Genomic DNA, 15,592 nt, shown 5'->3' with positions numbered 1-15,592 from the left:
TGTAATATAGTTTCTATCCTCGAGTTTTTGGTTCAAATCAATATTTGGATAGTGAACTTAATGAAAAAAGAATTATTTATAACTTGCTTGATATTATTCAATTTTTCGTTGGCAAAGAGTGATGTCTTGCCACAAATTGACATGAATATAGCAAATAATACGCAATCCGTTGAACAAGAGAAAAACGACTCATTTGGGCAACAATTAAAAAAAGCTTCTCAAGGTGAGATGAACGCCATAATGAATGTTGCAATAACTTATCTTTATGGCTCCAAAGATATACAAGAAGACATTGGCAAAGCTAGTTTTTGGTTCGAAAAAGCAATTAAAGAAGGCAATAGTGATGCTTTTTATTATATGGGAGTGATTAATCAAAGAAAAAAAGATTATAAAGCTGCCATAACCTGGTTGCAGCGAGGCGCAAACAAAGGTGATCCTTATGCTCAATCTGGTTTAGGTTATATGTATACTGTCGGATTAGGCGTAGATAAAGATTATAAACAAGCTAAAAACTGGTATGAAAAAGCCGCTTTGCAGCAGGATGCTTATGCGCAATTTGTTCTGGGATATTTATACCAGAATGGATTTGGTGTTAGTCAAAATTATAACAAAGCCAAAGAGTGGTATGAGAAAAGCGCTGATTTAGGTGATTTAGGCGCATTGAATAATTTAGCCCAGATTTATGAGAAAGGCTATGGGGTCAAAAAAAATCCGGCTTATGCCATTGAATTGTATCGGCGCGCAGCATATAGCGGTGATGCTATTGCTCAATATAATATGGGATTTATTTATGATGATGGAGAGTATTTAGAAAAAAATAATTATCAGGCTTTTTATTGGTATAAGCGAGCCGCAGAACAAGGACATATCGATGCTCAGTATCATCTTGCCGAATTTTATCAACATGGCTACGGAGTAGAGCAGAATGCTATTTTAGCTAGGCAGTGGTATGAGGTATTAGCGAATGCTGGCTATGCTGATGCAAGTATGAAAGTTGCTTATTATTATGAAAAAGGTATTGGTATAAAGAAAGATCTTATTAAAGCGGCGGAATTGTATCAGATCATGGCAAATAGTGGTGAAGCTGAAGCGCAATACCGATTGGCGCAACTTTATTTAGTTGGGCAAGGTATTAATAAGCAGCCTAAAAATGCATTTAGCTTAATGCAAAAAGCGGCACAAAAAATACCACAGGCAAAAAATCAGCTGGGACTTTTTTATTTATATGGCATAGGTACTGAAAAAAACCCACAAAAAGCCAGTGAACTGTTTTTATCTGCTGCCTATAGACAAGAGAGCGATGCACAAAATAATTTAGCGGTATTATACGCTACCGGTCAGGGAATAAGAAAAAATATTTTTCGCGCTATTATGTGGTTTGCAACTGCGGCAAAGCTTAATAATGCCACTGCGAAAGAAAATCTTAAACAACTACAAACGAGTTCAGTTATGAAGTCAACAGATTTGAAATTATCAGAAAAATATGACTAAGTAACTTTTGATTGGCAAAGTCAATCTCACCGTTCCGTTTGTCATTTTAAGCAGTGATGATATCTCGGTTATTCAAAAAGATTTTTATGCAATTTTTGAATAATCGTCTCTGCTTCTTTATCGGATACCAGAAGACAAATATTATGACTACTCGCCCCATAACAGATCATACGAATATTATATGTTGCTAGTGCGCTAAAAATTTTACTTCCTAAACCATTTATTTGCGATAAGCTGTTACCAATAATGGCAACGAGTGCTAATCCTTCCTCAACATCTACACGGCATAATTTGGCTAATTCTGTCATTAAAGTCTCAGTTAATAGGTTGCCATTGGTGGAGGTAGAGCCGGTAGTATCCAGGGTTAAAGCGATACTAACTTCAGATGTAGTAATGAGATCAACAGAAATATGATGTTGCGACAATAGCGTGAATATCTCAGCAAGAAACCCGCGAGCGTGGAGCATTTTCAGGCTATGCAAAGTAAGGAGCGTCTGTTTTCGCCGTATCGTTAACGCTCGAAATTGAGGCAGTTTCTCAGTACTGGTGCAGATATAAGTGCCACCTTTTTCCGGCATTTGGCTTGAGCCAACAAAGACGGGTATTTCTGCTCGAATAGCGGGTAATAATGTTGATGGATGTAAGATTTTAGCGCCAAATATAGCCATTTCTGCTGCTTCGTTAAAAGTGATAGCGCTAATTGATTTGGCACTAGCAACAATACGCGGATCGGTCGTATAGATACCGGCTACATCCGTCCAGATATCAACCTGGGAAAAGGATAGCGCTTCTGCAATTAGTGCGGCAGTGTAATCGCTACCTCCGCGCCCTAATGTTGTTGTCCGGCCTGCCATATCTTGGCCAATAAAACCTTGAGTCACAATCAGGCTTTCATGCAGCTTAGGTTGTAAATATTTATCTGCTAGTCGTTTTAATAGTTGCTGATTAGGTTCGGCTTTACCAAATTTATCATTGGTCTTCATAATATTACGAACATCAAACCAGGTTGCGTTTACGCCATTCTGACGTAGAATTTCAACAAATAGGTAGCTTGACATCAGTTCACCATAGCTAACAATTTCATCAATCTGTCGGGCAATAAGTGGATATTGTGTCGTGACTTCAGATAAACTAGTGAGTCTTGCTAATAAATTGTCAATGATTGGCTGAATATTAGAGGGGTTACCTAGACGATTAATTATCGTATATTGGCGCTGACGAATTTGTTTTAATAGTGCTTTACGTCTATTGTCATTACACGCTTCAGTAAGTTTGAGCAATAGATTGGTAATATTTGCTGAAGCTGAAAGCACAACAATCCGCACATTTTTATTGGTAATAACGATATCCGCACTTTTACACATGGTATCAAAATTAGCGACACTGGTACCACCAAACTTGGCAACAATAAATTTTTTATTTGCGGAGGCGGTGGAAACTGCGCACATAATGCTATCTCCATGTATTTGAATAGCGAACAATTAATCTACCAGTATCGGGTTATTGCCTGAAGGTCAATTTATTTTTAGCAAAATCAATAATTTTTATAATGCCAAGAAGATTATCAATTTTATCAATATTCTATTAATGATGCGTGGCTGCAATTAAATTAACCAGCGGATGGCATTAAAAGAAGTGAAATTGCTAGAGCGAATGAGTTACTATCCAATCATTGGTAGTTGTAAATCTGATTTGAAGAAAGATAGAGAGTATTTCAATGGAAAACATTAATCCAAGTCTAACAGCAGCATGGCGCGAATTAGAACAACATTATCAAACAGTAAAAGATATCCATCTGCGTGATCTTTTTGTTAATGATGCTGACCGTTTTGCTAAGTTTTCACTAACTTTTAATAACCAGATCTTGGTTGATTTTTCTAAAAATCGTATAACTGATGATACATTGCGTAAATTACTGGATTTAGCAAAAGAAACAAAATTAAGCATCGCAATTAACAGCATGTTCTCTGGAGAGAAAATTAATAGAACAGAAGATAGAGCCGTTTTGCATATTGCTTTACGTAATCGTAGCAATAGCCCGATAAAGCTTGATGGTTTTGATATTATGCCACAAGTTAATGCTGTGTTAGATAAAATGCGTTGTTTCAGTGAGCGTGTTATTAATGGTGACTGGAAAGGTTATACTGGTCAAGCAATAACAGATGTCGTTAATATCGGTATTGGTGGTTCTGATCTAGGCCCATATATGGTGACAGAAGCACTCAAGCCTTACAAAAATCATTTAAATATGCATTTTGTTTCCAATGTAGATGCCAGTCATATTGCTGAAACACTGCAAAAAATTAAACCTGAAACAACATTATTTTTGATTGCCTCTAAAACTTTTACCACCCAAGAGACAATGACTAATGCCCTGACTGCCCGAAAATGGTTTTTAGATGTTGCAGAGGATGAGAGTCAGATCGCAAAACATTTTGTGGCTTTATCAACCAATGAACAACAGGTGGCCAAATTTGGCATCGATACCCAAAATATGTTTGAATTCTGGGATTGGGTTGGTGGCCGTTATTCATTGTGGTCTGCTATTGGCCTCTCGATTGTTCTTTCCATCGGATTTAATAATTTTGAGCAATTACTAAGCGGTGCTCATGCAATGGATCGTCATTTTGCTGAGACGACTTTTGAGCATAATATTCCGGTAATATTAGCGTTAATCGGTATTTGGTATAATAATTTTTTCGCTACTGAGACTGAGGCCATTTTACCTTATGATCAATATTTACATCGTTTTGCGGCTTATTTTCAACAAGGCAATATGGAATCAAATGGTAAATATGTTGATCGTAATGGCGAAAAAGTGAATTATCAAACGGGGCCTATCATTTGGGGTGAACCAGGAACTAATGGTCAGCATGCTTTTTATCAGTTGATCCATCAAGGTACCAAACTTATTCCTTGTGATTTCATTGCGCCTGCGATTAGTCATAATCCATTAAGTGATCACCATAACAAATTAATGTCTAATTTTTTTGCTCAAACAGAAGCGTTAGCATTTGGCAAAAATCGGCTTGAAGTGGACGAAGAATTTAAAGCTGCCGGCCAAGATCCGGCTAAAATGGCCAATGTTGCACTTTATAAAGTTTTCCAAGGTAATCGCCCAACTAACTCTATTCTTGTTAATCAAATTACGCCATATACGTTAGGCGCTTTGATTGCGATGTATGAACACAAGATCTTTGTGCAAGGTGCTATATTGAATATTTTTAGTTTTGACCAATGGGGCGTCGAACTAGGTAAGCAATTAGCCGGTCGTATTCTACCTGAGTTGGCAACTCAGGCTGAAATTGATAGTCATGACACCTCTACCAATGGATTGATTAATTGTTTTAAAGCTTGGCGCCAATAATTTTTTAACAAAGCTAGTAACAGCAGGTTTTGGTTATAGTAAATAAACTGCCAGATAGATCACTTCTTGCTAATATAAAGATTGCAAAATTAATAAAAATTTTGCAATCAGGGATAACTTTTTATATAAATTAGCAGATTCTATCATTTCATTCATTATCAGCATGATATCTTCTATTTTTAATTTCCAGATAGAATGAGAGAAGTATTCTATGGGCGTAGCTGTAAAAATAAACCATATAAATAATAAGTCACTTTTTTGCAATCAACCGATTAAGTGGCTTGCGGCGCAAGAAATTAATGTACCGGATCCAATATATAATTGGTTAACCGAATTAGATTCAATGACTCAACGTCTGGCACGCTATTGTCAGCAAGTCACTGTAAAACCTTATCAAGAAGGTTTTATTCTATTAGATAGTCAGAACGAAGAAGCTCAACTTTTGCCTAATAGTCAACGCTATTGGTTACGTGAAGTTGTGCTTTTTGGTGATGGTTGCCCATGGTTATATGGGCGGACAGTGATCCCAGAAGAGACATTAACGGGTCCAGAACGCAAATTAATAAATTTAGGCAATGTGCCATTAGGGCACCATCTATTTAGTGGAAATAATTTAACTCGTGATTATATTAATTTAGGTATACAGAATAATTGTTGGGTAAGGCGTTCGTTGTTAAGGTTATCGGCTAAACCTTTACTATTAACAGAGCTTTTTTTGCCAGATTCACCTATCTATACGAAATAATAAGGAGACAAATAGATTGGCAGGGCAAATGACGTTGAAATTGAATAAATGGCGCGCCTATTTTCGCTTAATGCGTCTTGATAAACCGATAGGTATTTTACTATTACTATGGCCTACTTATTGGGCATTATGGATAGCAAGCCGAGGGTTACCAGATCTTTTTATTTTGTTAATTTTTACTGTGGGTGTCTTTTTGATGCGTGCGGCTGGTTGTGTTATTAATGATTTTGCAGATAGAAAATTTGATGGTTATGTTGCAAGAACCAGAGAGCGTCCTCTGCCAAATGGTGATGTAACAGAAAAAGAAGCTAAGACACTATTTTTATCATTGATCATTATTGCATTTATATTGGTCTTGACCTTAAATAAGATGGCAATTTGGTTATCGGTGATTGGGTTGTTATTAGCTTGGATTTATCCATTTATCAAACGATTTAGCCATTTTCCCCAGATTGTGCTGGGTGCTGCGTTTGGTTGGTCAATTCCAATGGCGTATGCAGCAGTTAGTAAGTCCTTACCTTTGGAGTGCTGGTTATTATTTCTGGTTAATATCATTTGGTCTGTTGTTTATGATACCCAGTATGCGATGGTTGATCGCAATGATGATATAAAAATTGGGATAAAATCAACCGCAATTATTTTTGCTCATTTTGATAAATTGATTATTGGTATTTTACAATTAGCTATGATTCTGGTGTTATTTTATATAGGGCAACAGCTAGATTTAGGGGTGCCTTATTATGCCAGTTTGATATTTGTGTTAGTCTTATTTATCCATCAACAAAAACTCATTGCCAGTCGTCAACCTGCATTATGTTTTAAAGCATTTATGAATAACAATTATGTGGGGTTGGTTTTATTTATTGGCATCCTATTAAATTATTTTTAATTATAAAAAAGGATAATCTAGAGTGATTATCCTAAATGATTTTGGTCGATTTCAATCTAAATTCTTTTTACGTTACTATATTGATATGAAAATAATTTATTTAGACAATGGCTCATGAGTAACGTGTTTGACTCCTTCAATGGTTAAACAAACCTCAGGAGATATTAACTTAGCGATAATTCGATAAAGTCGTTGTACATTCGCGCTGATAATCGCATCGCCTTCTCTATTAATATAACCTTCCTGTTTTAATGTATTTACCAGAGTGGAGAAAACTGCTTTATCAAAGAATTCAGGTGCGTTGATACCATGGAGTACCGATAGACGCTGAGCGAGAATACGGCTCTCTTTTTCTAGTATTCCTCGACTAATTGCAGGGATTGTACTAAGTAGCGAAAGTGTAATTGCATAGCGCTGTAGCGTTTCTTTAATACCAGCTGCTAAAAGCTGAAGAGGGCGAATACGAGCTGGATTGATAGTTACAAAACCTTCTGCTGTTAATAGTATTAGTTGCTGGCGTGCCAATTCATCCAACAGAATATCGATCGATTCAGGCAATTCTTGCATGCTATATCGCATGAAGAGTTCTGCTCTTAGGAATGGATAGATAAGTGCAACTTGATAACCAATCTCCTGACGTTGAACATTTTCATTATGTAATACGATATTGGCTACCAAAGAAGGCAAAACCAATAAATGCATAATATTATTTCGATAATAAGTCATCAATACTGCATTTTCACGTGGTAATACCACAATATCGCCCATACTGTCATGCTCAACTTCAAACTTATCCAATTCCAATGCGTCTGCTAACAATTGATCGGCAGTTTTATTAGGTGTTGTGCTATCATCACTATAAGGCACATTCCTTAATAGTTGCAGGTAACATTCTATTTGTTCAATCAGTTGTTCTCGGGTTAATGCACGCTGGCGTGAAGCTAATAAAGCTGTTGAACATAGATTGACCGCATTGGCAGCAGCGGCATTGTTAATTCTAACCATGATTTTATTAGCTAGCCGAGTCACGGTTGAATTTAACCATGTTGGACGTTGAGGCTCAATATCATCGATAGATTGGCGCCACTCTGGGACATGTTTATTTAAATATTGCGTTAGTGCAATCGGTTGACCAAAATTAACATAACCCTGTCCTAGTCTACGTAACTTGCGTAGACCTCTTAACATGGAAAAAAAGCCTTCTTTCTCTTTTGCTGCACCTTTTAGTTCCTTAGCGTAGGTAGCAACTTCCAATACATGCTCATAACCGATGTAAATAGGGACAATAGTAATTGGACGGGAATCACCTCGTAGCATTGCTTGTAGGGTCATTGACAGCGTGCCAGTCTTTGGTTCCAGTAGTCGGCCTGTGCGAGAGCGGCCGCCTTCAACAAAATATTCAATTGAATAACCACGAGCAAACAGTTCACTGAGATACTCACGAAATATGGTGGAGTAAAGTTTATTGCCCTTGAAAGAGCGGCGAATGAAAAAAGCCCCTAAGTGACGAAAAATTGGACCTGCAGGCCAGAAATTAAGATTGATACCTGCGGCAATATGAGGAGGAACTAAGCCTTGATGATAAAGTACGTAAGAAAGTAATAGGTAATCCATGTGACTACGATGAGAAGGAATATAGACAATTTCATGGCCATCTTGCGCTAATTGGCGCACACGCTCGGCATGTTGCACATTAATTCCTTGATAGAGCCGATTCCAAGTCCAACTCAGTACGCGGTCAGTAATACGGATCGCTTCATAGGAAAAATTAGCGGCAATTTCTTCCATCATGGCAATCGCATTATGTTTTGCCTTCTCAAGAGAGATTTTTTTTGCTTTAACCTCATCTTCAACTGCTTTTTCAATCGCTTTTGAAGTTAACAGCTTCTTGAATAGATCGTGGCGAACAGGTAGCTTGGGGCCAACTGCTGCTAATCGTTGCCGTGAATAGTGAATGCGGGCGACTCGAGCAAGTTTGTTGGCAATAGTTTTATCAGTACCATATTCGCTAGCCATTTGGCGTAAAGAGACAGTAGGTGAAAAACGAACAAAACTGTCACGTCCTAACCAGATAACGGCAAAGAATTTTTGGATACCATTAAGTAGACGTAATGGTGGTGCTGGTGAGTGGCCTTCTCGACCAGGCGCTCGACCGAACATCACTGATACGGGTAGCATCTGAATGTTTAGTTCGGGATTATGGCAATGAAGATCAAGATAAGCAGTAAATGTTTTTACTGAGTCTTTACGTGGATCTGGCGAATAATAACGAAAGACACGCGGGCCATCATCGATAAAGACATAAGCAGGTAATTTAATTTCGTCTATTTCAATCGGATCGAGTGGATCAGGTAAGCCAATAGAACAACATTGTTGACGTAACGTCAATAAGTCCGTTTTAGAATGATAAGGTAATACATATAGAAAAGGACGTGTCGTATCAAGATGCAATTCCTTCATTGGATCTGCTGGTATGAGCTTACTTTTTACCAATAATTTCATTGGTAAATCTAATAGATTATAGTAAATTTTACGCCAAAATGACATAGGTGAGCGATAGCCTCTTATTAGAATCCTACCCAAGCATATCAGAAATAGTAATTAATATCTGTTTAAAAGATAATAATTATACTAAATCCCATATATAACTGTATTTAGAGAGTAAATTTTATGGCAAACCAAACAACGGGACTAACCCGAATTATTAAAGCAACCGGTTATTCGCTGAAAGGGTTAAAATCAGCTTGGAAGAGTGAAGCTGCTTTTAGACAAGAAGCAATTATTGTGGTTATCGCTATTATTGTGGCTTTTTTCCTTGATGTGCAATGGATCGAACGGTTATTACTTATAAGTTCAGTGGTATTAATAGCCATTGTTGAATTATTAAATAGTGCGATTGAAGCAGTGGTTGATAGGATTGGTACAGAATTACATGAACTTTCCGGTAAAGCAAAAGATATAGGCTCAGCGGCTGTTTTTGTTTCAATTTGGTTAGCTATTTTTATTTGGGCAGTTGTGATTGGTAATCATTATTTCGTGAGCTAGTTATAAAAAATAGGGTTTTACACATTTATCAGTTTAAAATCTTCATATAACTGTATATACTTACAGTGACAATGTGCGAATGCCAATAATAGGGGGCGAAATGAAAGAATTAACATTGAGGCAGCAGCGGGTCTATGATCTGGTGCGTGAACACATTTCGCAAACGGGTATGCCTCCCACACGCGCTGAAATTGCTTCAAGTTTAGGTTTTCGTTCACCAAATGCAGCAGAGGAACATTTAAAGGCATTGGCGCGTAAAGGCGTGATTGAAATTGTTTCTGGCGCTTCTCGCGGTATCCGGCTACTACAAGAAGAAAATGAGGATGAAGGATTACCACTTATTGGTCGGGTTGCGGCAGGAGAACCATTACTTGCCCAAGAGCATATCGAAAGCCATTATCGGATTGATGCCACTATTTTTAGACCTAGTGCTGATTTTTTATTACGTGTTAATGGTATGTCCATGAAAAATATTGGAATTATCGATGGTGATTTACTAGCTGTACATAAAACACAGCAGGTCCATAATGGGCAAATTGTTGTTGCACGTATTGATGATGAAGTAACGGTTAAACGCTTTAAGCAAGCGGGTAGTAAAGTCGAATTAATTGCTGAAAATCCTGAATTTGAGCCAATTATTGTGGATTTGCGCACACAAAACTTAACTATTGAAGGACTCGCTGTTGGTATTATTCGTAATAGTAATTCATTTTAGTCATTTCACATCTAATTAATTTTTAAGTAAATTCAGTTTAATTTATTGAGAACAATATTATTATTTTCTAAATTTGTTTGATTTGTAATTAATTGGTATTAAGTAAGTTATTTTAAATTTTATTGATTATTTAATAAAGGCCGATTGTATAAACAACTGGCCTTTGTATCTCTATTTAACTCTAGTAATGCAGAGCTTTAACACGATTTTTTCTCGATTTTGTAGCAAGGCGAGCATAGTCCATGGCTTTCAACAACGGTATGGGATAACTGGAAACCAGTCTTTTTGGCTAATTTTATAATAGCGGTTTCTACTGTTTGACCATTACTCTCGGCAACACTGCCGCAACTGTCACAAATTAGCATAACTGAGGTATGTTTAGGATCCTCAAAATGATGACAAATAACATAGCTATTTGTTGATTCTATTTTGTGAATAAATCCTTGTTCTAAAAGAAATTCTAGACCACGATATATGGTAGGTGGTTTAGCTTGAGGTTCAGAAATTCTAAGTAGGTCAAGCAAATCATAAGCACTAATAGCACAAGGTTGGGCTGCTATAAGGCGCAATACCTCTTCTCTTTGTGGCGTTAAACGTACATTACGCGCTTGGCATATTTTCTTTGCTTGGGACAATATTTTTTCCTGATCTTGCTTTGTCATGAATTATCCTAATGTGAAGATCATTATAATAATGATATTATCATATTTATACTTTTTGATATCTACCATAGTTCTAAAATAAATAATATCTTTTACTATTTTCTAATAATGTTTTTTTATTTTCTAATGTTAGAAACGGATACTTAATTGGAAAATGGGATATATTGTGAGTAGTAATTAAGATGATTAATTTCAACTAGCTAGTGGAATTAATATAAATTATTTCTGCTTATATTGAGAGCTATAAAATTGATAACGAGTTTTACTTGCGATCAGATCTTCCGCTTTACTGAGATTCCTATCACAAATCTATTATATTATTTTTTTATAACTGATAATTATCAGTAACATTTTATATATTGCCTGATTTTTTAACGGAGTTTTTAATGAGTGATACCAAAAAAATACACCATGTTTTTATACTTATGGGGGTATCTGGTAGTGGTAAATCTGCAGTTGCGAGAGGGATCGCTCAGAAAACAGGAGCAGCGTTTTTAGATGGTGATTTTTTGCATCCTCGCGCCAATATTAACAAGATGTCGGATGGCCATGCTTTGAATGATTCTGATCGACTGCCTTGGCTTAAGGCATTGAGTGATGCTATTTTTGCTATGCAAAGAACAAACAGTGTTTCTTTGATTGTTTGTTCCGCTTTGAAAAAAAAATATCGAGATATTTTAAGAAATGGAAACCAGCATTCTGTCATTTTTTTATCTTGAAGGAGATTTTAAATTAATAGAAGGCCGATTAAAAAAGCGTAAAAATCATTTTTTCAAACCAAATATGTTGGTCTCACAGTTTGACACTTTAGAAGTACCTAGTAATGATGAAAAAGATGTGTATGTCATCGATATTAAGCCACCATTAGTTGAGGTTATTGATAATACAGTAAAATTAATTGATGAAATTATTACTAAGGAAAATAGATGAACACGCCTATACCTGAAACATTAAATATGCTGATGTTGACATTGACTGCTGCAGGCGCTGTCTTTTTATTGTTGTTTCTGGTTATGTATGCAAGATTACATGCTTTCATTGCATTGATGGTGGTTTCTATTTTAGCGGGACTGTTTTCTGGCATGCCGGTTAAAAAAATTATAGAAACAATGCAAGAAGGTATGGCAGGAACATTAGGGTTCTTGGCAATTGTCGTGGCTTTAGGCGCAATGTTTGGCCGAATACTTCATGAAACGGGCGCATTAGAGCAAATTGCCATCAAATTAATCACTTGTTTTGGTGAAAAACGAACTAATTTAGCCATTGGTATTACAGGATTGGTTTGTGCATTGCCACTTTTTTTTGATGTCGCAATCGTATTATTAATTGGTATTGTTTTCACCATTACTAACCGTTTAGGTGGCAATGTTGTTAAAACAGCTATACCACTCTTTGCCGGTGTAGCTGCTGCCGCTGCATTTTTACTTCCAGGTCCAACGCCTATGTTAGTTGCATCTCAGATGAATGCTGATTTTGGTTGGATGATTTTGATTGGCATATGCGCAGCTATTCCTGCAATGCTTATCGCCGGGCCATTATTTGGTAATTTTATTAGCCAGCATGTTTTTATTGCGTTACCTGAAAATTATCAAGGAAATGAGAGCAAAAAAGGCAAAATGCCGAGTTTTATGTTCAGCTTATTAATCGTACTATTTCCTTTAGCATTGGTAGGATTGAAAACATTAAGTAATTATTTTTTGGTAAAAGATTCTATTGCAGAGCAATGGTTAGAATTTATTGGCCACCCATTTATAGCATTGCTGTTAGCTTGTTTATTGGCTATCTATAGTTTAGGGTTTCGCTATGGTATGAATAGAGAAAAAGTGATGGAGATCTGCTCAGCAGCGATTCAACCGGCAGGAATTATTTTACTCATCACAGGCGCCGGAGGCGTTTTTAAGCAAATTTTAATAAATTCAGGGGTTGGGCCAGTATTGGGTAATGCGTTAATGAATACAGGTTTACCAATCGTATTGGCCTGTTTTGTCTTAGCGGGGGCTGTACGTATTATTCAAGGTTCAGCAACAGTAGCTTGTTTAACAACTATTGGACTTATATTGCCCGTTATTAGTGAGTTTGGCTATTCTGGCGCTCAATTAGCTGCTTTGGCTGTTTGTATTTCTGGCGGATCAATTGTATTAAGTCATGTAAATGACTCTGGATTTTGGTTATTTAGTAAATTTACTGGTGCTACTGAGGCCCAAACATTAAAAACTTGGACTTTAATGGAAACCATTTTAGGCACAGTTGGTGCGATTGTAGGGATGCTATTTTTTGTTTTTCTTTGAAGTTAGCAAATAAAATGGATTTTAAATGATGCTATTCTGGTAGCGATCAGTGTGTTTATGTTAAAAAATAATAAAATCCATACACGATAAATGTATGGATTTTATTTTTAGTAATTATTACAGCAAAGTTGATCAAATATGCTTTGGCATATTCTGTTGAACTTGGGTGATTAATTCTTCGTTACTTGAGAACATCTGTTGTAAATAACGATTATATTCTCTTCCAAGTTGTGAGTAATTTTTCAGATGGTCAATTAATACACTGGTATTTAATGAATTCTGAGTTCTACGTTGCTGTGCGCGTGAATTGCGTAATAATTGATATGCGTTATTGGTATTCAAATTTCTTAAGTATGCATTGACAGATGCATCGATAGATGAATATACCGCATAGCCTTTGATGGTACCTTTGCTATAGGTACACTTACGACCGCATTTCATGCCAAACAAGTTATTATTTTTCTGTGCTAATCCAGAAGCCCCCCAACCTGATTCTGTTGCTGCTTGGGTAACAACAAAATGGGTAGGAATAATATCCACACGACTTAGTAGATTGTTCCAGTTTAAGCTAGCAGGTGAACTGCATTGTATATTATAACTGGTGCAAATCTGATTTAGTCGTTGTTTGTCAGCGGCGTTCCAATTTTTATTGTAACGCTTGGATAATAACCACTGGCGATCTTGCATGATCTTGTAGTTATATTTTTCAATAATTGGGACAATTGCTTTTAAAAACGCTTTCTTGCGAGCCGCTCCTGATGGATATTTTCGCATATCAGGCAGACGGGTTAGTTCTTTTGTCTGCACAGGTTTGTGATAATACTCATTTAGAGACAAACTCGTACTGGTTGATGAATAACTAAAACTAGTTGATAACAATAACATCAAGAAAGCGAAGACGGCGTTAGTCCTCATCGTTCGAGAGGGCATGGCGCTTCTCCTCGTTTCAAGTTGAACAAAAATTGCACAAATCCTAGCAGATAAATTTAACAAGTGCTACTTATTATTAGCCATTTATTAGTTATACTTTAGTTTTAATTTGTTAATTTTAATGAAAAATAATTTTATTGTTATTTTACAATAAGTTAAATTTTAATGAGATTTAATATAGTTAAAGTTATTTAATCAATTACATGGGGAACTACTCTATTTTTAGCCAAAATTAATGATTTTATTGCTGCTCTAATTCCAAATTATCGCGAATTTCAGTAAATTTCGCTATTTGTGGAAAGTCTTCACGCGTCCAATAACCTTTTTTAGCGGGTAATACAGTAGAAAATTTTGTTGGCCACAGCTGTAGTTGCGCAAATTGGGCTAATTTATAGTGCTTATAATTCTGCGGAAGTGACAGTTTGTGCCCGTATTGGATATTTTTTAGTGGCATGACTGGCATACGGGTACTACTGGTTTCATAATCTCGTTTTAGGAGCAAAAATTTATCAGGGACATGCATTTTGCTATTCCACCATAGACTATCGACTTGATCGAACATTTGTTGAGTTTCGTTTTTAGCGTATGCGCCTAATTCTTTTAATGCTGATGGTAATGTTTTAGTCATACCAGCACTAAATTGTGACACTGAACTTGCTTGACCTTGTAAAATCAGTGTAAGGGCAATACGAGCACCTAACAGGTTGGAATAGAGATCTTCAGGTGAAAAAGCGGAAATGCCTTCAGAAAAACCAGGTACCGATTCATAGCCATAACTTTGAGCAATTTCATGCCAGGCAGCTAATTCAAACGCTAATTCAGCAGCGAGATAAGCACTTAATGTATAACGTTCAATATAGGAGATTGATAGTTTAGACACAAAAAGTTGTATTTTTCTGGCAGCTAATTCATCATCCAGTTGAATTTGATAATTTTCTCCCAGATGAGCAAAAATTTCAGTAAAAAGATATAAGGTATAATCTGCGGTATCTTTTACATGGGCAATGTCAATAAAGCCGCCTTTTTCAGTATAAATAAGGCCTAATTTTTCTTTACTAAGTCCGCTAAGTGCTGTCAAAGTTCCCCAAAAGCTATCATTGTAATGATGTTCACCTAGTTTGTTTGCTTCAACAATATTATCAATTCGATAAAAAGGGATTGGTATTTGCCACAGTTTAACTTTAAGGTTATAGCCAAAAGCACAACAAGGTCTTAAGCCTTACGGTGGTGCTATTGATTGCATAACAGGCCAAACCCTATGTGCTTCTTCGTCAGTTTCTGTTTTTAGTACTGGCTGTATGGTTATTGAAGTTGTCGTATTTTCTTTACAACTGATTAAGAAAATGCAAAAACTGATGACCTGAATAAATAATTTCAAATTCAACCTCCAATTTTTCACATACAGTAATCCATTCTGTTTAGCTGAATTATCTTTTTTGAAGATTGATGGTATCGGCCAG

Annotated in this window: 11 protein-coding genes and 2 pseudogenes; 8 read left to right on the top strand and 5 right to left on the bottom strand. The window is 36.3% G+C overall.

Features of this window, described 5'->3' with window-relative positions; all coding sequences use genetic code 11:
* Positions 1–108: 108 nt before the first annotated feature.
* On the top strand, positions 109–1,491 hold the full coding sequence (locus ArsFIN_RS18850; protein ID WP_167876713.1) for a tetratricopeptide repeat protein: 1,383 nt from the start codon (positions 109–111) through the stop codon (positions 1,489–1,491).
* A gap of 68 nt (positions 1,492–1,559) precedes the next feature.
* Here ArsFIN_RS18850 and lysC read toward each other — a convergent pair whose 3' ends face one another.
* A complete protein-coding gene (lysC, locus tag ArsFIN_RS18845) occupies positions 1,560–2,939 on the bottom strand; it encodes a lysine-sensitive aspartokinase 3 (RefSeq protein WP_026823059.1) in 1,380 nt (459 codons plus the stop codon).
* A gap of 269 nt (positions 2,940–3,208) precedes the next feature.
* On the opposite strand from lysC, the gene pgi reads away from it, so the two are divergent.
* The 3 genes from pgi (at position 3,209) to ubiA (ending at position 6,492) form a co-directional block, all read left to right on the top strand.
* Positions 3,209–4,858, top strand: a complete 1,650-nt coding sequence (gene pgi, locus ArsFIN_RS18840; protein ID WP_026823058.1) for a glucose-6-phosphate isomerase — start codon at positions 3,209–3,211, stop codon at positions 4,856–4,858.
* 211 nt (positions 4,859–5,069) lie between these two features.
* Positions 5,070–5,603 carry a chorismate lyase gene (gene ubiC, locus ArsFIN_RS18835; protein ID WP_034249744.1) on the top strand — a complete coding sequence of 178 codons (534 nt, stop codon included), beginning with the start codon at positions 5,070–5,072 and terminating at the stop codon, positions 5,601–5,603.
* A gap of 28 nt (positions 5,604–5,631) precedes the next feature.
* The gene (ubiA, locus tag ArsFIN_RS18830) at positions 5,632–6,492 is read left to right on the top strand and encodes a 4-hydroxybenzoate octaprenyltransferase (RefSeq protein WP_135678246.1); all 861 of its coding nucleotides are present in this window, start codon (positions 5,632–5,634) and stop codon (positions 6,490–6,492) included.
* A gap of 96 nt (positions 6,493–6,588) precedes the next feature.
* Here ubiA and plsB read toward each other — a convergent pair whose 3' ends face one another.
* Positions 6,589–9,039, bottom strand: coding sequence for a glycerol-3-phosphate 1-O-acyltransferase PlsB (gene plsB / locus ArsFIN_RS18825; protein ID WP_026823055.1), 2,451 nt, complete (start codon positions 9,037–9,039; stop codon positions 6,589–6,591).
* Between the two features lie 123 nt (positions 9,040–9,162).
* Between plsB and ArsFIN_RS18820 the strand changes: the two genes are divergently transcribed.
* Positions 9,163–9,537, top strand: coding sequence for a diacylglycerol kinase (locus tag ArsFIN_RS18820; protein ID WP_026823054.1), 375 nt, complete (start codon positions 9,163–9,165; stop codon positions 9,535–9,537).
* Between the two features lie 100 nt (positions 9,538–9,637).
* Complete coding sequence (lexA, locus tag ArsFIN_RS18815; protein ID WP_026823053.1) at positions 9,638–10,252, top strand: transcriptional repressor LexA; 615 nt, start codon at positions 9,638–9,640, stop codon at positions 10,250–10,252.
* 197 nt (positions 10,253–10,449) lie between these two features.
* Here lexA and zur read toward each other — a convergent pair whose 3' ends face one another.
* Entirely contained in the window at positions 10,450–10,914 is a 465-nt protein-coding gene (gene zur, locus ArsFIN_RS18810; RefSeq protein WP_034249745.1) for a zinc uptake transcriptional repressor Zur, read from the bottom strand.
* A 386-nt stretch (positions 10,915–11,300) separates the two neighbouring features.
* On the opposite strand from zur, the pseudogene gntK reads away from it, so the two are divergent.
* Positions 11,301–11,844, top strand: a pseudogene (gene gntK, locus ArsFIN_RS18805) (gluconokinase).
* The gene (gntU, locus tag ArsFIN_RS18800) at positions 11,841–13,202 is read left to right on the top strand and encodes a gluconate transporter (RefSeq protein WP_026823052.1); all 1,362 of its coding nucleotides are present in this window, start codon (positions 11,841–11,843) and stop codon (positions 13,200–13,202) included. The pseudogene gntK and the gene gntU overlap by 4 nt, the downstream one beginning before the upstream one ends.
* Positions 13,203–13,334: 132 nt before the next feature.
* Here gntU and ArsFIN_RS18795 read toward each other — a convergent pair whose 3' ends face one another.
* Both ArsFIN_RS18795 and ArsFIN_RS18790 read right to left on the bottom strand, forming a co-directional pair.
* The gene (locus tag ArsFIN_RS18795) at positions 13,335–14,132 is read right to left on the bottom strand and encodes a protein bax (RefSeq protein WP_026823051.1); all 798 of its coding nucleotides are present in this window, start codon (positions 14,130–14,132) and stop codon (positions 13,335–13,337) included.
* Between the two features lie 241 nt (positions 14,133–14,373).
* A pseudogene (locus tag ArsFIN_RS18790) lies at positions 14,374–15,516 on the bottom strand (DUF4056 domain-containing protein).
* Positions 15,517–15,592: the final 76 nt, after the last annotated feature.

It is taken from the genome of Arsenophonus nasoniae, from assembly GCF_004768525.1.
Taxonomy (GTDB): Bacteria; Pseudomonadota; Gammaproteobacteria; order Enterobacterales; family Enterobacteriaceae; genus Arsenophonus; species Arsenophonus nasoniae.
The sequence above is the reverse complement of the archived record's forward strand: the minus strand, read 5'-3'. Positions and strand labels throughout refer to the sequence as shown.